The organism is Phyllobacterium sp. LjRoot231 (genome assembly GCF_964253365.1).
Classification (GTDB): domain Bacteria; phylum Pseudomonadota; class Alphaproteobacteria; order Rhizobiales; family Rhizobiaceae; genus Phyllobacterium.
The window spans coordinates 3691735-3714231 of the sequence record NZ_CAXUQT020000001.1; the positions used below are offsets into that span (position 1 = coordinate 3691735).

The following is a 22497-nucleotide window of genomic DNA, read 5'->3' on the forward strand; positions in this document are numbered from 1 at the left end:
TTTCGCCTGCAATGCGAATTTGGGAGGATGACAATTCGAAAGGACATGGCATGCTGAGCAATTCTCTTGTCGAGCTCGACCGCGAGCATCTTATCCACCCCGTCGCTTCCTACCGGGGCCACGAGAAACGCGGCGTCACTGTGCTGCAGTCGGCCAAGGGCGTCTTTGTCAAGGATGCGAGCGGACACGAGCTGATCGACGGTTTTGCCGGTCTCTGGTGCGTCAATGTCGGTTATGGGCAGGATTCGATCGTCGATGCGGTGACGGAGCAGATGCGCCGCCTGCCCTATGCAACGGGCTATTTCTCGCTCGGCAGCGAACCAGCGATCCGGCTCGCAGCGGAGCTTGCCGAACGCACTCCCGGGGATCTCAACCGGGTCTATTTCACCCTTGGCGGTTCCGATGCGGTCGATTCCGCCGTACGCTTCATCCATTACTATTTCAACGCACTCGGCAAGCCGCAGAAGAAACAGTTCATCACCCTCGAGCGCGGCTATCATGGTTCTTCTTCAACCGGCGCAGGCCTGACGGCATTGCCGATCTTCCACAGAGGCTTCGACCTCCCCCTGCCCTGGCAGCATAAAATTGCATCGCCCTACCCCTACCGCAATCCGGCGGGAACTGAATCGTCCGCAATCATCTCCGCTTCGGTAGCGGCCTTGCGGCAACGGGTCGAAGAGCTTGGTTCCGGCAATGTCGCAGCCTTCTTCTGCGAACCGATCCAGGGTTCCGGTGGCGTTATCGTGCCGCCTGCCGGATGGCTCAAGGCCATGCGCGAGACCTGCCGGGATCTCGATATCCTCTTCGTGGCAGACGAGGTCATCACCGGGTTCGGCCGGACCGGGCCGCTCTTTGCCTGCGAGGCGGAGGAAGTCGTGCCGGACATGATGACCGTGGCGAAGGGCCTGACCTCAGGCTACGTGCCGATGGGCGCGCTGTTCATGCGTGAGGAAATCTATCAGACCATAGCCGAAAGCGCAGGCGCTGCCGCGGTCGGCCATGGCTTCACCTATTCGGCCCACCCCGTCAGTGCTGCGGCGGGTCTTGCAGCGCTCAAGCTCTATACTGAGGGCGGTCTGTTGGCGAACGGTCAGAAGATGGGCGACCGTTTCATTGCAGGCCTCGACCGTCTGCGCGATCATCCCCTTGTCGGTGACGTTCGCGGGCGCGGCCTGCTCGCCGCTGTCGAGCTCGTCAGCGACAAGGCGGCCAAGACGAAGTTCGATCCCGAGCTGAAGCTCAGCGAACGCCTGTTTGATGCAGCCTACCGGAACGGCCTCATCCTGCGCGCCTTCACCGATGACGTGCTGGGTTTTGCACCGCCATTGACCTGCACAGCCGAGGAAATCGACCTCATCGTCGCGCGTGTGCGTCTGACACTCGATGCCATGCTGGACCTGAAAGAAGTGCGCGCTGCCGTCAGTGAACCAGCTTGAAATAAAGTGCTTGACCTTCCCACGTTGGAATAGTTCAGGCTCCTTTCATCCGAAATTTCAACCCAGGAGAACCCTATATGTGTACAGCTCACGAGCATCATTCCGAAACCACCAAGCCCGTCAATGCCGACGTCTCGTTCCGCGTTGACGACATGACCTGCGGCCATTGCGCAGGCGTCATTAAGGGGGCCATCGAAAAGACCGTCCCCGGTGCTGCTGTCCACGCCGATCCTGTAAAACGCATCGTTTCGGTTGGCGGCGTTTCGGATGCTGCGCGCATTGCGGAAATCATCACCGCTGCAGGCTACACGCCCGAAGCCAACGCTTAATCGAATTGATACCGGCGGAACTGGTTGCTGTCAGCCGCCGGTAACAATTGGCATGTCGATAATCGATCGGTACGCAAAGTGTTTCGACAAATTGATCGACCTTGCAACTTCGCCGGGTAATAGAGCAGTATCCGTTCACGAGGAACCATAAGGCAGCCATGTGATGAGACCACCGAAGCTCGACCGGATCGATCTTAAAATTCTTTACGAGCTTCAGAAGAATGGCCGCATCACCAATGTCGATCTCGCCGATGCTGTCGGGCTATCACCGAGCCCATGCCTGATGCGAGTGAAGCGGCTCGAACAGGCCGGTTATGTCACCGGGTACGGTGCCCAGATCAATCTTGCCAAGCTTGGCGAAACCATATCGGTTTTCACCGAGGTCACACTGTCGGATCATCGGCGCGAAGACTTTGTCCGTTTTGAAAATGCCATCCGCAATGTTGATGAAATCGTCGAATGTCATCTGGTCAGCGGCGGCTATGACTATCTTCTAAAATTCATCGCCCGCGGCGTTGTTCACTATCAGGGCATTGTCGAAAATCTGCTCGAACGCAATATCGGGATCGAGAAATATTTCAGCTATATCGTGATCAAATCGCCCTTCATCAAAAACTATTATCCCCTGACAGCACTGTTCGACCACGACGACCGCAGCTAACGCGGTGGACGATGGTCCCTGTGGCAGACGCCGCATTCGGCCAGCGCTTCAATGACCCGGCAATCGCCGATTCGGTGCCCGTCGCAGCTTTCGACGACACGCTGCAGCTCGGCTTCCAGCAACTTGAGCCGCTGGATTTTGTCACGCACGGATCCCAACTGCTGACGCGCAATTTCGTCTGCCCCATCGCACGGCGCGTCCGGATCGCGAGACAGTTCAATCAACTGCCGTATTGCTTCGATCGACATGCCGAGATCGCGTGCGTGGAGGATGAACAGAAGCCGTTCATGATGTGATTTCAGATAGCGGCGCTGATTACCCTCCGAGCGCTCCGGCTCATCCAGCAGGCCGATCGATTCATAGTAGCGGATCGTCTCCACCTTGCAGCCCGTCGTCGTTGAAAGACGGCCAATTGAAAAAGTGCGTTCCATCGAATTTTTCCTCTTGAACCTATAGTTACTAGAGGGATTAGCGTCATTGAAGTCAAGAATCCTTTGAACCAAAACAGGAGACATTCAATGACCGAGACAGGTTCGGGAAGTATCAGCGAGGCTTTCACCTTCAAGGTCGCCGGGATGGATTGCGGCAGTTGCGCCAACACGATCAAGACCGCATTAAACCGTGTGCCCGGCGTCTCCGACCTTAAGATCTTGGTCGCGACAGAAACGATGTCGCTCATGCTGGATGAGACCGCGACGTCCGTTTCCGAGATCGAGAAAAGGGTTCGCAAGCTTGGCTTTGAGCCTAGCCTGACGCGTCGTCCTACTGCAAAAGCTGCGCATGATGCTGGTCACGTCCACGGACCAACCTGCAATCATGACGCTGGTGTGCACAGACAACTTGAAGGGCACGTGCATGAACACACGACGCACGATCACGTACCCCATGTTCACGGCCCGAATTGCAGCCATGATCATGTTGCGCCCGCCATCGAGACTCCCGCCTCGGCAGATCATCTTGTCTGGAAAGTCGAAGGAATGGATTGCGCGAGTTGTGCAGCAACGATCCGCACGGCTCTTGTGCGCGTTCCGGGTGTTTCGGATATCCGTGTCTCGGTGACAAATGAAACCCTCACACTTGCGCTCAATGAGCGCCTGACACCAGCCGGCACCGTTGAGAGCAAGGTGGCAGCGCTCGGTTACAAACCAAGCCGTATTGTGCAAGGCATTGACCCGTACACGGCGATCCCGTCGCCCCGCCGCTGGTGGCAAACGCCGAAGGCGAAGATTGCCATTACGGCCGGCGCATTGCTAGCTGCCTCCTACGTGGCGAGCCTGGTTCTTCCTGAGCTCTCCTACTGGGCGTTCCTGCTGGCGACTATTGTCGCAGCCGCTCCCATTGCACGTCGTGCGGTTATGGCTGCACTTGCCGGTGCGCCCTTTACCATCGAGATGCTTATGACCATAGCGGCAACAGGCGCAGTTATCATTGGTGCGGCCGAGGAAGCGGCCGTTGTGGTCTTCCTCTTCGCCGTGGGTGAAGTGCTTGAAGGCTTTGCGGCGAGCAAGGCTCGCGCCGGGATCAAGGCGCTCGGAGCGCTCGTCCCCAAGAGTGCATTCGTCGAGGCGAACGGCCAGCTTTGTGAAGTCGCGGTGGATACGTTGCGCATCGGCCAGATCGTTGCCGTCCGGACCGGGGACCGTATTCCTGCCGATGGGGAAGTGGTGGAAGGCATGTCGAGTGTCGATGAATCGCCAATTACAGGCGAATCGGTGCCGCGCCTGAAGGAGCCGGGGGCTGCAGTCTTCGCCGGGTCCATCAATCATGAGGCAACATTGCGTATCCGCGTCAGCCGAGCAGCGCAGGACAACACCATCGCGCGCATCATTACGCTGGTCGAGGAAGCCCAGGATTCCAAGGCCCCGACCGAGCGGTTCATCGATCGCTTTTCCCGTATCTATATGCCGCTGATCGTCGGCATCGCGATCCTCGTCGCAATTGTTCCGCCGCTCGGCGTGGGTGCAGAATGGGGAACATGGATCTATCGCGCCCTGGCCCTGCTCCTGATCGGCTGCCCCTGTGCCCTGGTCATCTCGGTGCCGGCCGCCATCGCCTCCAGCCTGTCGTCCGCCGCAAAGCACGGCTTGCTCGTCAAGGGAGGCGCGGTGATTGAGGCCCTCGCCGGCGCTCAGACGGTCGCCTTTGACAAAACAGGAACCCTCACGCGCGGCGAACCTGTGGTGACGGATATCGTTGCCTCCGATGGCAACATTGCAACCTTTCTGGCGACTGTAAGTGCCCTCGAACGGGAAGCGAGCCATCCGCTTGCCAAGGCAATCGTCGATCGTGCTGCTGCTGACACGATCAGTCCTGCTGGCGCAACAGCCGTCAAGAGCATTGCAGGCAAAGGCGTCGAAGGCCAGGTCAGCGGCCGGAAACTCTTCATCGGAGCGCCGCGTTTTGCCCGTGAGGCCGGAACCATCGACGAATCCTTGGCCATGCAAATTCACGTACTCGAAGCGGAGGGAAAGACCGTGGTGGTCGCTGTGGCAAATGGCGAAGCAATTGGCCTCGTAGCCCTGCGCGATGAGCCGCGCAGTGACGCCCGCGCCGGCGTTGCCGCGCTGAAATTGGCTGGCATCGATGCTGTAATGCTGACCGGTGACAACAAGGCAACTGCAGCCGCGATAGCGCGTGAACTCGGCGTTGAAGCCCGAGCCGAGATGATGCCCGAAGACAAAGTGACGGCGATTCGGGAACTCGCGGAAAAGCGCAAGGTCGTCATGATTGGTGACGGTATCAACGACGCCCCGGCGCTCGCCGCCGCCCATGTTGGTGTCGCTATGGGATCAGGAACCGATGTTGCACTTGAGGCGGCTGACGCTGCTCTGCTGCGCAATCGCGTTCAGGATATAGCGACGTTGATCGGGTTGTCCCGTGCCACCATGCGCAATATTCGCCAGAATGTGACCATCGCGCTCGGGTTGAAGATAGCGTTTCTGGTGACCACCGTCCTGGGCGTCACCGGTCTGTGGATTGCAGTGTTTGCCGATACCGGCGCGACTGTTCTGGTGACGCTCAATGCAATGCGTCTGCTTGGCTATCTCAAGAAGGAGACGACCAGGACACCCGCAACGACGCCCCGGATATTGGCGGCTGCCTAAATTCGAACAAATGGCACCCGCCCTGCTTTCAAGAAGGGTGGGTGCAAGACCAATTTCCCTGAAGGAATACTCGGACCGTCTATGACGGCCGCCAAGTGCCATAGATCTTCAGCACGTCTTCCCGGCTGTTCCACGCCAGCGATGCACCCTTCGGCAGAAGACAGGTTTCACCCGGTTCCCAGACCGTTCCCTGCTCACTGCCGTTGCTGATCTCGACCCGGCCTTCGAGCATATGCATCATCTCATAGTAGCCATAGTGCATTGGACGGCGGTGATAGGACGTCGAACTCCATACACCGGCGGTCCACTGGCCGGAAGGGTCCGCATACCAGCGGCGGTTCTGGCATTGCGGTTCAGCGGAAATTAGCAGTTCTGCCGATGGGCTCGCAGATGGTGGACGCGGAACGTCTAGATCGAAGAGGACGATGCCCGGCTCCTTTGCGGCGGGATCCGCTGCCCCGGAAAAAGTCATGAAATCCCATTGTACCACGCTATCGGCGCTCCATGTGACGGTAATTCCCTGCGGAATAACGGCAACACTTCCCTGGACCAGCGTCACGGCCCGGATTCCATCATCGAGAACGAGGTTTCCGCCCCTGATGATGATAAGTTCGTGGTGCGGGTACCGGGCGCTGCCTTTCGCGCCGGATGCAAGCGAACAGGCACCTGCCGCTATCTTGCCCTCGGCAGAAAACGCCACCATTCGCGTTTCGGCAAAGGGATCGCCGGTCAAAAGCTCACGGGCATCGGCCTGATCGGCCAACGGATGAATGCTGATAACACTGGACATGAACTTATCTCTCGTAAGTTGGGGAAATTGTAGTTTCAGCTGTCGCAATCGGATCTGAAAAAACCCCGGCTCGTTGGAACCGGGGTTCGCGCAAAAGCTCGGGAGGACCATTTGCTACTTCGTCGCCAGATCCTTGGTCAGGACATAATAGTTCAACGGATGCGGCTTGTAGTTCTCAAGCTTGTCCGAATAGGCGTCGAAGACCGTTTCATGGATCAAAAAGACAGAAACGGCTTCTTCATAGAGCTTTTTCACCGCTTCTTCGTAGATGGCATAACGCTTTGCCGGCTCGGCAACGGTGTAGGCAGATTTGATCAGCTTGTCGGTCTCTTCATTGCAGTAGTGAGAGATGTTGTAGCTGCCGCCGCAGGTGTAGTCGGCATTAAGGAAGCCTACAGGTTCCGCAACGTCGGTGGTGTAACCACGTGACATCAGTGCCATGTCGAAATTTCCGGACAACAGGTCAGGCTCGATCGCACTGTAATCGGCAACCCGCACATCGACCTTGATGCCGATCTCCTGCAATTGCGCCTGGATGATCGCCGCGACATCCTTCAGTTCGGTTTTGGCCGTATAGGCCAGAAGCCCTACCTTCAGGCTGCCAGGTGCCACACCGGCCTCGGCGAGCAGAGCTTTCGCCTTGGCAACATCATAAGCAGGCTCCGGCTCTTGCTGAGCCCAGGGCTCGCCCGGCGCAAACGGCATAGTTGCCCCCTTCACTGCACCCTCATAGATGCTGTCCGCGATGCCGATACTGTCAATGGCCGCCTGGATCGCCTGCCGTACCTTTACATTGTTGAAGGGCGGTTTTGCATTGTTCAACAATAGTTCCGTGATGCGGGGTGATGGAATCGGGGCTACCTTGACACCGGCCGTCGACTCGATTGTCTTGACGGTCCACGGCGGCACCAGCCGCGAGATTTGCGCCTCCCCGGTACGAATCTGGGTTGCGCGGGTGTCGGCATCCGGAACGAAATTCACGCGGCCACCGGCAAGCTTGGGCATACCGCCCCAATACTCATGGTTTGGCGCAAGGGTCATGTACTGGTTCGGATCGACCTCTGTTATCTTGAAAGGACCTGTACAGGTCCCGATCGGGTCGACTTTCCCGGATTTGTAGGCAGCGGGCGCGAGGATGGTCGTGGCGGGGCTCGCCATTTGTGCGGGCAACAATACCGACGGTTCGACCGTCGTGATCTTCACCACATCCTCACCGACGGGCTCTACAGAGGCGACCAACTTGGGCGAAAAGGCGCGTGCCGGAACGGGGGCTTTCAGACGGTTGTTCAGCGCATTGACGACTGTCTCAGCGTTGAAAGGTTCGCCGTTCTGAAACTTCACCCCTTTGCGCAATTTGAATTCCCAGACCGTAGGTGCGGTCTGCGTCCAGGATTCGGCGAGGCTTGGCTCAAGTTTGGTGTCATAACCGATGCGTACCAGCCCTTCAAAGCAGCCCGCACGCGAGCCGAGATAAGCGTCGTCCGAAGACAGATCCCATCCCGTTTTCACCCCGAAATTATCATCATATGTGACTGTACCACCTTCGGCTGCATGGGCACTGAAGGATATTGCCAAGGCGCATGTTGTGAGAATCGCGTGTTTCAACATTGTCTTATTCCCCTTTCTTTGTAACGACATTACCAATTAGCAACAATATTTTTGTACTATATAATATGGTTGCTGCATCACATACAGAACGCATAGCTCCACTGTATGGATATTCCAAGAATATCCATTATCATTAACTCTACTTTATATTCCATATTTCGGAATTAGATTCCGTTTTTACTTATGTTACGGCCCAATTTGTCTGTTTTTTATAAGAATCGCTAAACATGAACCGCTCAAGCAGATCAGCCCAAGTCCCGCCAGTGATGGCAGCGTACAAGATGCTCATCAGCGACCGTGCTGAACTCCGGTTCGCTTGCGCTGCACCTTTCTGTCGCATACTTGCAACGGGTATGGAATTTGCAGCCATCGGGTGGATTGAGAGGACTGGGCAAATCTCCGTCCAGCAGCATTTCCGGCGCATGCAATCCGGTTTCGTCAAGCATCGACGACGCAATCAGCGCCTTGGTATAGGGATGCTTCGGCGCACGGAACAGTTCGTCCCGATCGGCAATTTCGACAATCCGCCCGAGATACATCACTGCGATGCGGTCGCACAGGTAGCGCACAACGCGCAGGTCGTGCGAGATCATCAGAATGGTCAGGCCATGACGCCGCTTGAGATCCATCAGCAGATTTAGGATCTGCGTCCGCATCGACGCATCGAGAGCCGACGTCGGCTCATCGCACACAAGAAAACTCGGCTTAAGGAGAAGGGCGCGTCCTATAACCACGCGCTGCAGCTGCCCTCCGGAACATTGGCTTGGATAGCGGTCGTAGAACGAAGCATCAAGGCCAACCTCCTCCAGCATTTGGTAGACCAGCGCGTTGCGTTCGTCGCGCGTTCCAATCCGGTGCTGTTCGAGCGGCGTCTCCATGCTTTGCCCGATGCGCATGCGCGGGTCCAGCGCCGAATAGGGATCCTGAAATATCAACTGGACGACGCGGCGCATGCGGCGCAGCGCTTCGCCCTCCATGTGCAGAATGTCATGCTCTCCAATGGTAAGCTCACCGTTGGTCGCGTGGGTAAGCCGGGTCATTAGCCTGGCAATGGTGCTCTTTCCGCAACCGGATTCGCCCACGAGACCGAGGACTTCGCCCTCGCCTATCGTGAGCGAAACGCCATCGACGGATTTGACCGTGCGATGGCCGAGGCCCGGCACCGGATAATATTTGACGAGGTCCTTGGCGATAACATATGGCGGCTTCTTGCCATCAACGGATGGAGACGTTTGTGTTCTCACGGCTAGCTGCATCATCCGTCTCCCTCAACAGTCAGGTTGTTCGGCAAGTTCGTGCCCAACTGCCCAGCATCGCGCCTTACGTCCTTCCGGCAAGCTGTCCAGACTTGGCTCAGACGCCATGCATTGACTTCCCATGCCGCTGGAATTGGCGATGGCGCACCGGGGATGGAAGCGACAACCGCAAGTAAGTTCGTGTGCCTGCGTGCTCGATCCGGGGATCGACAACAATTGGCCCGCGCCATCGGTGGTGAGGAGCGAACAACTGATAAGGGCCTTGGTGTAGGGATGTTGCGGTGCCTTGAGGATTGCCTGCGTCGGCCCTTCCTCAACGATACGACCCGCATACATCACAGCGACGCGATCAGCGAATGCGGCAACGACCGACAGGTCATGGGTAATCAGCAGTGTCGCAAGCCGGCGCTTGCGCCGTTCAACGTCAAGCAAGCGCAAGATTTGCGCCTGCACAGTCACGTCAAGCGCGGTTGTCGGCTCGTCGGCAATCAGCAGTTGCGGATTGCCGGACAGGGCCGCGGCTATCATCACGCGCTGCGCCATGCCGCCGGAAAGCTCGTGGGCGAAGCATTGTGCTCGGGCAGCCGGATCAGGGATGCCGACGTCACGCAACATGTTGACCACGCGGCTGAGGGCCGAGTGACGGCTCATCTTGTGGTGGACCCAGAGCGGCTCAGCCACCTGCGTCCTGACACGGCTGGTCGGATCGAGCATGGCTTGCGGTTGTTGGAACAGCATGCCGATATCCGCACCGCGCAGCGCATCAAGTTCCGCAGATGAGAGGGCAAGGATATCCCGTCCGGCAAACGAAATACGACCAGCAGTGATCTCGGCGTCAGGCGGCAGCAGACGCATCAGGGACAGCGCCGTCATGCTCTTGCCGGATCCGGATTCGCCCACGAGAGCCACCACCTCGCCTACATCAACGGAAAGCGTCAGGCCTGAGATTACTGACTTTCTGCCTTTCTCCCCCGGGAACGAGACGTGCAAGTCCTCAATCTCCAGAAGCGACGTCCGCTGTGGCGGCGTGTCAGTATCGGTATGCGTTTGTCCTTCGATGTTCATAAGAGTTCCCTTATTTTTATTGAACCGGAGGGCATTTGCTAAGCCTGTGTCATGCGGCTTCGGATGACGATCCTCTCTCACGAGCGGCATTGGCTTTGTGCATGATGCGAACCGGATCGCCGAAGTGCTTCGGCAGTTCTTCTATGGCGGCGGCAACGTCACCGCTTGCGATAATATCCGCGAGACGCCGGTGCTCCTCCACCAGCGCCGCACTGCCGCGATAGCCGCCTCTCAGCATGAGCAGGCAAAGCTTGGTTTCGGCCTGTACCGTGGCATACATGCGCGACAGCCGGGAGCTTCCCGCGGCATCAACAAGCTCGCGATGGAATTCCATGTCGAGCTCAGCGACGAGTGGCCAGTCTTCAGCGCGCGCAGCCTCATCCATGCGAACGACCAACCGCTTCAATTTCAGGCTGATCTCAGGCAATTCCGCTGAGGTCATTACGCGCCGAATGGCGCTGCCTTCGATCGCCTCGCGAACGAAAAATATATCGGATAGGTCATGGTCTGTCAGTTCCGGCACGAAGACACCGCGATGGGGTTCGCTGACAAGCAGGGCTTCCTGAATCAGCCGCTGCAGGGCCTCCCGCACCGGCCCGCGGCTGACGCCGAATTTTTCCGCGAGTTCCATTTCATTGAGTTGCGCCCCGAGCGGAAAGGCTCCGGATAGAATTGCCTGACGGATTTCCTCGGCGATCCGGCCGGACAAGGTCCGCCGGGTCAGCCGTTTGATCGTGTTCGCCGTATCTGCCATTAACCTCTCCTCGCCTGATTCAATGACCGCCTGATTTCTTGGTGTCGATGTTCAGCCCGTGACCGATCCATGTCACGCTCAGGGCCGACAAGAAAATTGCCAGACCCGGCGCTATGACCAGGATGGGCATGCGCTCGGCATAGGCCTGCGCGTCGGCCAGCATCAGCGCCCAATCGGCCGCCGGCGGCTGCACGCCGAGACCGAGAAACGACAATCCGCCAACAGTGATCAGCTTGTGGCCGAAGCGCAAAAAAGCCACGGCAGCTATTGGGCGGATCGTGTTGGGTATGACATGCCGGAAAATGATGAAGCGTCTGGTGCAGCCGAGCACTTCCGCGGCACGGATATATTCCTGCGAATTGATTGACAGCGTCAGCCCCCGTGCCAAGCGAGCGAACGGCGTCCAACCGACTATCGTCAGCGACGCGATCAGCGTTCCGTAGCCTGGGCCGAAAATTGCAACCAGGAAGATCGCGATGACCACATCCGGGATCGAGATGAGCAGATCGACGATGCGCATGAGAACCTCATCGATGAGGCCGCGGCTGCGCCCGCTGACAATGCCGATGAATGTTCCGATCACTACCGACAGGACGACCGTGACCGCAGCAATCGTGACGGTAAAGCGCCCGCCAATCAAAACGCGGCTCAACAGGTCGCGGCCCAGATGATCGGTTCCCAGCAAGTGGGCGGCGCTTGGCGCGTTTAGCCTCAGGCGCAGGCTCTGCTGGGCGGGATCAAAGGGCGATATCCAGGGTGCGACCAGCAACGTTGCAAGAATGATGAAAAAGATTGCCGATCCAACGAAGAAGGTCCAATGCCGTCGCTTGATGAATCCGATAATTCCGCTGACTGCAGATGGTCGCTTGCGCTGATAGATCGCGGCTGCCACGGGGGACGTTTCTGAATAATGGCTAATGGTCATGGCGTCCCCGCATTGCTGGATTGATCAGGACATAGAGGCCATCGGCGAGCGTGTTGATCAGGATCGACAGAGCGACGATGCAGACAAACCCGCCCTGCAGCATCGGGATATCGCGGTTGATCACTGCGTCGTAAAGAAGCCGCCCCATGCCGGGTACGGCAAAGATCACTTCCACTACGACCGAGCCGCCGAGCAGACCTGCCAGCCAAAGGGCGAAGAATGTGACAACCGGCAATGAACCATTGCGAATCCCGTGACGCATCACCGTGCCGTGCATGCCGAGTCCCCGGCTGCGTGCGGCGGTTATGTAGGGTGCTCGCAAGACGTCAGTCATCGCTGCCCGCGTAACCTGCGTAAAATAGGCAAGCGGCCGCAGCGTCAGCGTCAGCGCTGGAAGGACCAGCGACCGCCAGCTTTCCCACCCGGCCGATGGCAACCAGCCCAGGTAAAGCGCAAAGACCAGCGCAGACATTGGTGCGAACCAGTACTCGGGCGTAGCAACAAAAGTCTGAATCATCAGCGTGGTGAAATTATCGAGCCTGCCGCCCGGCCGCATGGCCGCCAGTGTCCCGAGCGGCAACGCAACGGTGACCGCAATTGCAAGCGCAGTCATCGCCAATGTAATTGACACGCCAAGCGCGCGCGCCAGTTCCGCCGCGACAGGCTGGCTACTCGTGAAGGAGAAACCCAGATCGCCGCGCAATGCGCTTCCCAGCCAGGCGAAATACTGGACGTAAAGCGGGCGATCGAGCCCCAAGCTCACGCGCAAGGCTTCAACCGCTTGCGGATCGAGTGCCGTGTCCCGCATGCGCGAGAAAAGGATGGTACGGGCAGGATCGCCGCCTGTCATATAGGGCAAGAGGAATGCGATGACAGAAACAATTGCCAGCATCAGACATAGTATGAGGAAGCGTTGCAGTATCTGTATCCACATATCCTTGTCCTTTCTCCGCAATTGTTTCTAATGCAATAGATCCTGCAGCCGGTAATAGGCACCGACAAAGGGCAGGAACCATGGCTTGCCAAAATGCCCCGGAATGGCGGGCCAATCGAGCGAGCGCCAGACGTTTGCGTCATGCTGACCGCTCATGACGTCGGCCATGACCGATCCCATATGTGTCGACATTTGTGTGCCGTGGCCGCTATAGCCCATCGAATAGAACAGACCGTTATGCTCGCCGGCACGGGGCAGACGATCCGCTGTCATATCAACCAGGCCGCCCCAGCAGTAGTCGATGCGCACGCCCGTCAGCTGCGGGAAAACGGATATCATCGTCTTCTCGAGGATCTTGCCGCTCTTGGCGTCCGAAGACGGACTTGACATAGCGAACCGAGCCCGCCCCCCGAACAGCAACCGGTTATCAGGTGTGATCCGGAAATAGCTCCCAACATTCTTGGAATCCGTCGCCATGCGCCGCGTTGGCATGATCTCGTCAATGAGGGAGAGCGGAAGTGGCTCGGTCACAATGATGAAACTGCCGATGGGAATGATGCGGCGGCGGAAGCGGGCGAACGGGCCAGCAATCGACGTGCCGGTTGCCAGCAACACCTGCGAAGCGCGAATTGATCCTTCCGTCGTGACTACCTCGTGTTGGTAGCCGGAGATGCGCCTAAGCTTAACAACTGGGGCTTTCTCATAAACCCTGGCACCATGGCGAACCGCGGCAGATGCCAATCCCTGTGCGAACTTTCCCATATGCATCCCGGCGCTCTTGGTGAAGGCCAATCCGCCGAAATAACGGTCCGTTCCGACTTCCGAATGAAGCCTGTCACGACTGACGAGTTGCGTATCCTGGTCAACATCCCGCGAGAGAATTTCGTATGTCCGGGCCAGCTTCTCATAATGCTCGGGTTTGGCGGCGAGCTTGATCTTGCCGGTTCGCCGGAAGTCGCAATCAATCGCTTCTTCGGTGACGAAACGCTCAACCGTGTCCACAGCCGCATCATAGGCGCGATAGAACGAGCGGGCCGTGTCGCGACCGAACCGGGCGACCGCGCCGGCATAATCGATTGCAACGCCATTGTTGCACTGACCGCCATTGCGCCCTGACGCGCCGCTGCCGACCTGCCCGGCTTCGATCAGGACAACGTCAGCACCCTTTTTGGCAAAACTGAGCGCCGCCGCAAGTCCGGTGAAGCCACCACCAATGACCGCAACATCCGCCCGGCCGGTGAGGTCGCCACTGGTGGCGGCTGCGAACGGAGGAACGGTGTCCAGCCAATAGGATTGGAATTTCATTGCGTCACTTTCCATCATGCCTGCACTCAGAGATCCAGACGCAGAATTTTTGGTTCATCTTCTTCGGGAAGAACCGCCAAATCCGATCCCAGCCTATGTCTGATAGTGATGGTGTCAGAAGTTTTAGGATTGTCAACAATCCTAATGTTACACGATACGCTTTATTGAGGGTATTTTAGGCATATGCATGAAGAACGCAATTATTAGGCAAATCGTTCGCGCGCAGAAGCAGAATCTGCTGGACAAATAAGGCAAATTCGGGCGGTGCCGAGAGCCACTCGCACGGCATGGGCAAGGCAAAACTCAATTTTCGGGAAGAATGAGATTTGGCAGCGGAGGCTAGATAGGCTCCGACTGGCGATTAGTCCTGTCCCAGGAAGAAGGTCAGAGATACTTGGTAATTTCCTTGAATTCGTCGATAGGTTTGCGCTGTGCCTTCGGCAGGGCTCCGACGGTTTCTTCAAGGCAATGATCGAGATGATCCTGGATCAATGTGCGCTTCGCCTGGCTGATGGCTTTTTCGACAGCATGGAGCTGTTGAGCGATATCAACGCACGCCCGATTGCTTTCGATCATATCCACCACGCTGCGCAGATGACCGATCGCTCGTTTCAGCCGTTTCGCAATGTCAGCATGATGCTCATGAATGTGATGTTCCTGCGCCGGAGCTGCTTGATCTGTCATGGTGGTCTCCAAGAGCATGGCCAGTCTCTTTCCTAATTCTCTTGATACGCGACGACGGGGCAAAAGTGTAGTGTCAGGCGTCCACCAGTTGCAGCTTCTTGTCGAAATGCGTGCTGAAGTCCCATTCGCCGATGTTCTCGTAACCAACCGATCTCCAGAAACCGATGGTAGCCACAGCATCGCTTGAAGCATGAAGATACATGGTCGTATAGCCGAGCTTCAGCGACTCCTCCTCGACCAGCCGGTTGAGCTTCGTGCCAAGCCCATATCCGCGCTGATCTTTGCGTACGTACAGCCGCCAGAGCGAACCGATTTTGTCCGGCTCCGGGTAACGATCGCGAAAAGTATCGACAATCGCCGGCTTGAACCACAGGCCGCGAACGCCAACCGTCGCGACCAATTCACCTTCCCCGTTCTCGACAATCCAGAATGCACCGCGATTGGGCTGCGCATAGTGATTTTCCGATTCGGAAAGGAGCAAGGTATCGATGTCGAGATGCCAATTGGGATTATAGTCGAAACCATAGAACTCTTTGATCGTATCAAGGCAAAACTTGCGGGCGGCAGCGTGGGCTGGCGTTGCTGAACCGGAAAGGCGTGAAAGCGTAAAGTTCTCGGGTAACTGCATGATTTCTCTCCCTCGCAGCGCCCACCGCGGCGATCCCACGGTGGGCCATTCCACTGGACAGGGTCAAAGAACAGGAAGGCTGCGCTTCACCGTTCCGGTATCGTCTTTGACGATTACCCGGATATGAGTCGCATCATCGACCTTGCCGCTGGCGATCAGCGTTGACTGGTCTGGACCGGGCATGAGCAGAAGCTGACGCACCTGGTAGTCCTCCGCCTTGGGTCCAATGGCTTCAACCTCGATCTTTTCTTCGGATATCGCTTTCGTCGCAACGCCATCCTGATGCCATTTCAGCAACCAACGCCCTGGCCCGGACCGGGTGACCTCGACCTCTGCTCCCCCGCCAAGCGGAATGACAGAATTGCCGATTGTACCAACCTTCGCTTCTAGCGGTGCCGCACCGGGCACAACCGCTTCACGGGTATGAAAGTGGCTACCATGCAAGACCATGATGCGCACGCGGCGAGCGCGCTCGACATCGCCAGTCACAACGACGGTGGACACCTTCGATCCCTTCGCCACCGATAGGGAATGGACCGCACCACCGTCATCGATAACATCAACCATGATTTCTTCGAGCGGCGGGGCCTTGTAGTCAGGCTTGCCTGCCTCGCTGAAAGCAAGTTCCCAGTGTCGGTTGCCGAGGTCGATAATGTCGACCATCTGACCATGCCCCATATGAATGCTCTGCGTCATTGTTCCAATCCTCAACTGTTGTTTTGTCGATAGAGATGTTTTCCAGTATCTGCGAGCGCAGCTCACGCCGCCGAACGAACCCTGATCTGGACCGCGTTCAGTGCGGGCAGATGCCCCTTCAATTCACGCTCGTAGTGGTTCGCCACCCTGTCGGCAGCGGCAACCGGCAGATCAGGATCCATGGCAATGTCGATATCTGCGCGCAGCTTGTGGCCGAGCCAGCGTGCCTTGACGTCGAGCACGCTGACAATGCCCGGAACGTGCTCGGCGGTATGCGTGATCTCATCGAGAACGCCCGGTTCCACGCCATCGAGCATGCGAGTGAAAACAGCACGGGCGGATTGCCAGACAATACCGAAGATCAGGAACGTGATGATCAGGCCGACGATCGGATCCGCAAGCGGGAAACCAAGCCAGACTCCAACCGCCCCTATGACGACGGCCAGACTCCCGAAGCCATCGACACGGGCATGGTAGCCGTCCGCGATCAGTGCAGCACTATTGATCTGGCGGCCGACACGGATACGAAACACCGCAACGGCTTCATTGCCGAGAAAGCCAATAATCCCTGCCATGACGAGAACGCCAATCATCTCGATCGGCTGCGGGTTGAACAGACGTTCAATCGATACGTAACCGGCATAGAGCGCGCTGAACAGGATCAACCCCACGATCACCACACCTGCGAGATCTTCGACACGGTTCAATCCATAGTTGAAGGTGCGAGTGGCAGCCTTGCGGGCGAAGAGAAATGCAATGCCGAGCGGGATCGCCGTCGCGGCATCGCCGAAATTGTGGATTGTATCGGCGAGAAGCGCCACGCTACCTGTCAGATAGACGATGGCGACCTGTGCGATGGTGGTGACCATCAAGATAATGAACGACCACTTGATAGCCCAGAGTCCCTTGCTGGTTGACGCGATTGTTGCATCGATGACCCCGTGCGTGTGGCCATGATCACCATCCCCATGGGAATGCCCGTGCCCATGGCTGTGGGCACCCGAATGGGCAAAGCCCGGATCAGGCGCGAAGCCCATCCAAACAAGCGCTGATTTGATCATTGCGTTCTCCTCTGGAGTTTTGTCTCTTAGCTCCACCTATACCATCCCCCTGGAGGGGATATGTCAACGCGATTTCGATCGATTTATCAGCACAATATTCTGGTTTGCAGGTGAAAACAGAATGTGTGGCGGTGCAATCGCTGCGCCCGTCGGCCCAGCGATGCCGTCAGCCAGCCAACGTACCTTTCAGCGCACCAGAGCGTTTGGATGCTGCAACCGCCGGCGCGAAATCGTCGGCATCAGGGTGAGCGAGATCGCGAATGATCGGGCAGTCGGGCCGGCCATCGCCGTGGCAGTGTGTTGCGAGGTGGCGCAGCGTATTGGCCATTTCCCGAAGCTGACGCATCTTTGCTTCCAGCTCTTCGACATGTTCCAGCGCAATGCGCTTAACATCGGACGAGGCACGGCTTCGGTCACGCCACAATGCCAGAAGCTGGCGGATCTGCTCGATTGAAAATCCGAGATCGCGCCCGCGCCGGATGAACCGCAATGTCTCAAGATCATTGCCCGAGTAGACACGGTAACCCGAGCCGGTACGATCCGCCGATTTGATCAGACCGATCGACTCATAGTGGCGGATCATCTTCGCGGAAACACCCGATGCGGCAGCCGCTTCACCAATGTTCATAAATCCTGCTCCTGTCAGTTCGACTATCGTTCCGGCGTAAAGAAAACGTCTGCATGAATGTCCGCGGCGCGAATACCCCGCTCAATCAACAGCGGCGTTGTAGCATCGATCATGGCGGGCGGTCCGGCAAGATAGGCTTTCCAGCCATCAAGGTCGTTGAAATCCTCCGCGACAACCGCTCCAACATGACCGCTGCGCCTTCCCGACTGCGTTTCCTCCGACAAAACCGGAACGAAGCTGAGATTGCCATGCAGCAGGGTCAATTCGCGAAAGTGCTCGATCATATACAGGTCACGCGATGCCCTCGCGCCAAAATAGACATGGATCGGCTGCCCCATGTTTCTGGCAAGTGCCGTTTCAGCAACGGCCTTGACCGGCGCAAGCCCTGAACCACCCGCTATGCCGAGAATGGGTCCCCGGTGTTTTTCGCGCAAGAAGGAGGAACCGTAAGGACCCTCGATAGTGATTGTATCTCCCGCGGTCGCATGGGCAAAGATGCGGGCGCTGGTTGCGCCACCCGCTACATGCCGGACGTGGAATTCGATCAGATCAGCATCGGGGCGGCTGGCGATGGAATAATCGCGTGGCGGGCTTCCCGGATAGAGCAAACGCACATATTGCCCAGCCCTGAAGTCGAATTGACTGCGGTTTCTGATTTTGACCCGAACCATCTTTATATCGTGTGTTGCATCGACTGCTTCGGCGATCACGCCTTCAAAGCTGCCTGCTGGAATATCTGCAATTTCGTCAGCACCATCGAGCCAACTGATGGTCACTTCGCTCCTGGGCATGGCGCGGCAGGCGAGCGTCAATCCTTCTGCCTTCTCCTCTTCCGTCAAGGAGAAGGGCGTATGTTTGAGAAGATCAACTTCTCCGGCAACGAGACGTGACTTGCATGCGCCGCATCGGCCCATCCGGCAGCCATGCGGATAGGAAATCCCAGCGGCGAGAGCGGCCTGCAGGATAGTTTCCCCTTCCCGCACGGTAATCCCTCGCCCAATCTGTGGCAGGTAAACTGTCTTCATGGTGGTCATCGCATTCAGCCCCTATTTCGCAACGGCGAACACGCCCGCAGGCTGCGTATCGACCTTGTCCTGAAGCGGCGGGCGGAAGCTCTTCAGACGGAGTGCATTGGTCAGCACGAACACGCTCGACAGCGCCATGGCCCCCGCTGCAAGAACCGGCGACAACAGAACGCCATTGACCGGATAGAGGGCTCCGGCCGCCACCGGAATGAGCGCTGCGTTATAAGCAAAGGCCCAAAACAGGTTCTGACCGATGTTGCGGATTGTCGCCTTCGACAATGCTATGGCATTCACGACACCGCGCAGGTCGCCGGATATCAGCACCACGTCGGCACTTTCGATGGCCACGTCCGTACCGGTGCCAATGGCGAGGCCGACATCCGCAGCGGCGAGCGCCGGAGCGTCATTGATACCGTCGCCGACAAAGGCAACGCGCTGTCCGCCGGACGCCAGCCGTTTGACGGCCTCGACCTTCCCGTCAGGCAGAACTTCCGCCACGACTTCATCGATACCCAGACGCTGCGCGATAGCTTCCGCGGTGCGGCGGTTGTCGCCGGTTATCATCGCGACCCTAAGGCCCAGGGCATGCAAGGCGGCGATCGCTTCCGGCGTCGTCGGCTTGATCGGGTCTGCAACAGTGATGATCGCTGCAAGCCTGCCGTCGATGGCAGCATAGAGCGGTGACTGCCCTTCCCGGCCGAAACGTTCTGCATCGCTGGCAAAGACCGCCACGCTATGGCCAAGCCTTACCATGAAACGGTCGGCACCCACTTCTACCTTTCGTCCGGCAATCATAGCCGCAACACCAAAACCGGGTGTCGCTTCAAAATTGTCGGCGGAGACCAGCCGCAGACCCTCGCGTTTTGCGGCTTCGACGATGGCTTCGGCTATCGGATGTTCCGAGCGTGCTTCGAGCGAGGCGACGAGGCTCAAGATTTCGTCGCGGCCGAAACCTTCGACTGTCTTGAAGTGGGCAAGCGTCGGCTTGCCGAGTGTCAGCGTCCCGGTCTTGTCGACGGCGATGATCTCGGCATCCCGCAGCGTCTGCAAGGCATCGCCGCGCCGGAAGAGCACGCCCATCTCGGCAGCACGTCCGGTGCCCACCATGATCGAAGTCGGTGTTGCAAGCCCCATCGCACAGGGGCACGCGATGATAAGAACGGCGACCGCATTCACCAGGGCAAAGGACAATGCAGGATCCGGGCCGAAAATGACCCAGACAGTGAATGTCGCAGCAGCGGCAAGCATGACGGCAGGCACGAACCAGTTTGTTACCCTGTCCACCATTGCCTGAATCGGCAGCTTGTCGGCCTGGGCCTCTTCGACCATACGAATGATCTGGGCAATCAGCGTGTCGCTGCCAACCTTCGTGGCCCGGAATGTGAAGGAGCCGTTCTTGTTGACTGTGCCGCCGACAACTTCCGAACCGGCAGCCTTGGTAACGGGCACGGGTTCGCCGGTAATCATCGATTCATCGACGTAAGATGAGCCCTCGATCACTTCTCCGTCGACCGGGATTTTTTCGCCGGGACGGACAATGATCACATCACCGGTCTGTACTTCCTGAAGGGGCACGTCAACAGCCTCGCCATTGCGCAGAACACGCGCCGACTTCGCCTGCAGTCCGAGAAGCCGTTTTATCGCCTCGCTTGTACGGCCCTTGGCCCTAGCTTCAAGAAAACGGCCGAGCAGGATGAGCGTCGCGATAACCGCGGCGGCCTCGTAATAGACGTTGGCTGTACCTCGTGGCAAAAACTGGGGTGCAAATGTGGCTATGACCGAGAAGCCCCAGGCAGCCGTCGTACCGAGCACCACGAGCGAATTCATGTCGGGTGCCAACCGCAAAAGCGCAGGTATGCCTTTCTTGAAGAAACGCAAACCGGGACCGAAGAGCACCAGCGTGGTCAACAGGAACTGGAGATACCAGCTTTCCCGCATACCGACTGTTTCCATGACGAATCCATGGATGGCAGGTACCAAATGGGATCCCATTTCCAGGATAAACACCGGGATAGTCAAGATAGCAGCGGCACCCACGCTGATTTTCAGGCTGCGCAATTCGGCTTCGCGCCTGTCACGCTCACCGTCTTCCGCCTTGCCTGTTGCAACCTCACTTGCCGTGTAGCCTGCAGCCTTGATGGCTTCTGCCAAACGGGAAGCGGTCGCACTCCCGGCAGCGACCCGGACTGTCGCCCGTTCCGTCGCCAGATTGACACTGGCGCTCGTCACGCCAGAGATGGTCTTCAGGGCCTTCTCGACCCGGCCGACGCAAGATGCACAGGTCATGCCCTCAATGTCGAGTTCTATTGTTTTCTCGCCGACCTCATAGCCCGCGTTCCGGATCGCATTGACCACAGCGGGAACATCGGGCGCACCGGAAAAAGCAACATCAGCCCGCTCCGTTGCGAGATTGACCGAAGCCTTGGCGACGCCGGGCACATTGGCGATGGCTTTTTCCACCCGGCCGACACATGAGGCGCATGTCATGCCTTCAATTTCAATCTGGTGGTTGGGTCGAATTTGAACGTCTGACATACTCATGGAAGACCTCGTTTTATCCTGTTACCAGGAAGATAGGGCTTCCCATCGTGGTAAGGTCAAGACCGTTCAATGCGACAATTTTCAAAATTCACGGTAGCTGACTAGACGACGGGGCAGCTTTCGTCCTTCGCCCAATCGGCAAAACTCAGGTAATACACCCGAATTCCGGGATAACCCGCCCTTACAGCCGCTACAGCCGCCAGCGCAGCACGGCCGCCGCCGTCGCAGTGTGTAACGATATGATCGCCGGGCCGAAAACCAGCATCATCGATGAGACGGCGTAAGGTCGCGGCTGGCTTCAGCCGCTTGCCCTCAAGCAGATCGGAATGGGAAATAAGCCGTGCACCGGGCAAGTGACCACCGCGGACGTTGTTTTTCAAGTCCAGCCCATCAAACTCCGCTTGCGTGCGCGCATCGAAAATAACGGCCCCATTGCCAATCTCGTCCTTGAGGACCTCACGCTCGATTAGACCGACTTTGCCTGATCCCGGTTTCGCGACGAACGGGCTCTGTGTTCCGGATTGCGTTTCATGTTTGGCGATCCCACGGCCTTTAACGGCATCCCAGCCGCCATTCAGCACATAGGCGGTTGCACCGAAATATTGCAGAATGAACCATACCCGTGCTGCTTCGGTCAGCCGCCCGTCGTCAAAGATGACCGCGGAGGTGCTTGCCTTCACTCCGAGATCGCTGATTTGCTGTTGCCAGAACCCGACCTCTGCAAATGAAATCTGGCTGTCCCTGGCTGCATCAACCCATAGCTCGACCGGGACACGAACAGCACCGTCTGCGTGTGCGGCATCGAACGCCGACTTGTCCCTGACATCAAGCAGCAGAACATTTGACAGGCCACCGACATCCTTGATTTCGACTACGGGATCCTGCCGCATTGGTCTCGCCTCCTCTAAAGCATACGCTGTCATTAAAGTCGGTGTTCGATGGCACGGCAGCAAGGGCAATGATGGGAAAAAGATGCTGTTCTTTTGGCAAACCGGGGCATACCCATGCAAGCAAATTGACTGACAATAGTCAGGAACGTATTTTCCAAGATATCGGTACACAATATC

The 22497-nt window shown here is 57.7% G+C and carries 21 protein-coding genes; 4 read left to right on the plus strand and 17 right to left on the minus strand.

The window, feature by feature from the left end:
• Positions 1-50: 50 nt before the first annotated feature.
• From ACSQ3H_RS18380 to ACSQ3H_RS18390, 3 genes are all read left to right on the plus strand, one after another.
• Positions 51-1436 (plus strand): aspartate aminotransferase family protein, encoded by a 1386-nt coding sequence (locus ACSQ3H_RS18380; RefSeq protein ID WP_436118362.1) that lies wholly within the window; start codon positions 51-53, stop codon positions 1434-1436.
• Between the two features lie 77 nt (positions 1437-1513).
• Positions 1514-1765, plus strand: a complete 252-nt coding sequence (locus ACSQ3H_RS18385; protein ID WP_436118363.1) for a heavy-metal-associated domain-containing protein — start codon at positions 1514-1516, stop codon at positions 1763-1765.
• A gap of 163 nt (positions 1766-1928) precedes the next feature.
• Complete coding sequence (locus ACSQ3H_RS18390; RefSeq protein WP_436118364.1) at positions 1929-2426, plus strand: Lrp/AsnC family transcriptional regulator; 498 nt, start codon at positions 1929-1931, stop codon at positions 2424-2426.
• On the opposite strand, the gene ACSQ3H_RS18395 is transcribed toward ACSQ3H_RS18390, so the two are convergent.
• Positions 2423-2857 carry a MerR family transcriptional regulator gene (locus ACSQ3H_RS18395; RefSeq protein ID WP_436118365.1) on the minus strand — a complete coding sequence of 145 codons (435 nt, stop codon included), beginning with the start codon at positions 2855-2857 and terminating at the stop codon, positions 2423-2425. The genes ACSQ3H_RS18390 and ACSQ3H_RS18395 overlap by 4 nt on opposite strands.
• An 87-nt stretch (positions 2858-2944) precedes the next feature.
• Between ACSQ3H_RS18395 and ACSQ3H_RS18400 the strand changes: the two genes are divergently transcribed.
• The gene (locus ACSQ3H_RS18400; protein ID WP_436118366.1) at positions 2945-5530 is read left to right on the plus strand and encodes a heavy metal translocating P-type ATPase; all 2586 of its coding nucleotides are present in this window, start codon (positions 2945-2947) and stop codon (positions 5528-5530) included.
• 79 nt (positions 5531-5609) lie between these two features.
• On the opposite strand, the gene ACSQ3H_RS18405 is transcribed toward ACSQ3H_RS18400, so the two are convergent.
• The 16 genes from ACSQ3H_RS18405 to ACSQ3H_RS18480 form a co-directional block, all read right to left on the minus strand.
• Positions 5610-6320 (minus strand): cupin domain-containing protein, encoded by a 711-nt coding sequence (locus ACSQ3H_RS18405; RefSeq protein WP_436118367.1) that lies wholly within the window; start codon positions 6318-6320, stop codon positions 5610-5612.
• Positions 6321-6434: 114 nt separating this feature from the next.
• Positions 6435-7928, minus strand: a complete 1494-nt coding sequence (locus ACSQ3H_RS18410; RefSeq protein ID WP_436118368.1) for an ABC transporter substrate-binding protein — start codon at positions 7926-7928, stop codon at positions 6435-6437.
• 245 nt (positions 7929-8173) lie between these two features.
• Positions 8174-9184: an ABC transporter ATP-binding protein gene (locus ACSQ3H_RS18415; RefSeq protein WP_436119491.1), complete on the minus strand. Its 1011-nt coding sequence runs from the start codon at positions 9182-9184 to the stop codon at positions 8174-8176.
• 12 nt (positions 9185-9196) lie between these two features.
• Entirely contained in the window at positions 9197-10249 is a 1053-nt protein-coding gene (locus tag ACSQ3H_RS18420) for an ABC transporter ATP-binding protein (protein WP_436118369.1), read from the minus strand.
• 49 nt (positions 10250-10298) lie between these two features.
• Positions 10299-11003 (minus strand): GntR family transcriptional regulator, encoded by a 705-nt coding sequence (locus tag ACSQ3H_RS18425; protein WP_436118370.1) that lies wholly within the window; start codon positions 11001-11003, stop codon positions 10299-10301.
• Between the two features lie 19 nt (positions 11004-11022).
• Positions 11023-11928 carry an ABC transporter permease gene (locus tag ACSQ3H_RS18430; RefSeq protein ID WP_436118371.1) on the minus strand — a complete coding sequence of 302 codons (906 nt, stop codon included), beginning with the start codon at positions 11926-11928 and terminating at the stop codon, positions 11023-11025.
• Positions 11918-12862: an ABC transporter permease gene (locus ACSQ3H_RS18435; RefSeq protein ID WP_436118372.1), complete on the minus strand. Its 945-nt coding sequence runs from the start codon at positions 12860-12862 to the stop codon at positions 11918-11920. The genes ACSQ3H_RS18430 and ACSQ3H_RS18435 overlap by 11 nt, the downstream gene beginning before the upstream one ends.
• A 27-nt stretch (positions 12863-12889) precedes the next feature.
• Positions 12890-14167: an NAD(P)/FAD-dependent oxidoreductase gene (locus ACSQ3H_RS18440; protein WP_436118373.1), complete on the minus strand. Its 1278-nt coding sequence runs from the start codon at positions 14165-14167 to the stop codon at positions 12890-12892.
• 384 nt (positions 14168-14551) lie between these two features.
• On the minus strand, positions 14552-14851 hold the full coding sequence (locus ACSQ3H_RS18445; RefSeq protein WP_436118374.1) for a metal-sensing transcriptional repressor: 300 nt from the start codon (positions 14849-14851) through the stop codon (positions 14552-14554).
• Positions 14852-14924: 73 nt separating this feature from the next.
• Positions 14925-15479, minus strand: a complete 555-nt coding sequence (locus ACSQ3H_RS18450; RefSeq protein WP_436118375.1) for a GNAT family N-acetyltransferase — start codon at positions 15477-15479, stop codon at positions 14925-14927.
• Positions 15480-15542: 63 nt separating this feature from the next.
• Positions 15543-16175: a hypothetical protein gene (locus ACSQ3H_RS18455; protein WP_436118376.1), complete on the minus strand. Its 633-nt coding sequence runs from the start codon at positions 16173-16175 to the stop codon at positions 15543-15545.
• 62 nt (positions 16176-16237) lie between these two features.
• Entirely contained in the window at positions 16238-17236 is a 999-nt protein-coding gene (locus ACSQ3H_RS18460; RefSeq protein ID WP_436118377.1) for a cation diffusion facilitator family transporter, read from the minus strand.
• Positions 17237-17402: 166 nt separating this feature from the next.
• Positions 17403-17864, minus strand: a complete 462-nt coding sequence (gene cueR, locus ACSQ3H_RS18465) for a Cu(I)-responsive transcriptional regulator (protein WP_436118378.1) — start codon at positions 17862-17864, stop codon at positions 17403-17405.
• A 23-nt stretch (positions 17865-17887) separates the two neighbouring features.
• On the minus strand, positions 17888-18898 hold the full coding sequence (locus ACSQ3H_RS18470; protein WP_436118379.1) for a 2Fe-2S iron-sulfur cluster-binding protein: 1011 nt from the start codon (positions 18896-18898) through the stop codon (positions 17888-17890).
• A gap of 12 nt (positions 18899-18910) precedes the next feature.
• Entirely contained in the window at positions 18911-21424 is a 2514-nt protein-coding gene (locus ACSQ3H_RS18475) for a heavy metal translocating P-type ATPase (protein ID WP_436119492.1), read from the minus strand.
• Positions 21425-21531: 107 nt separating this feature from the next.
• Positions 21532-22320, minus strand: coding sequence for a sulfurtransferase (locus ACSQ3H_RS18480; protein ID WP_436118380.1), 789 nt, complete (start codon positions 22318-22320; stop codon positions 21532-21534).
• Positions 22321-22497: the final 177 nt, after the last annotated feature.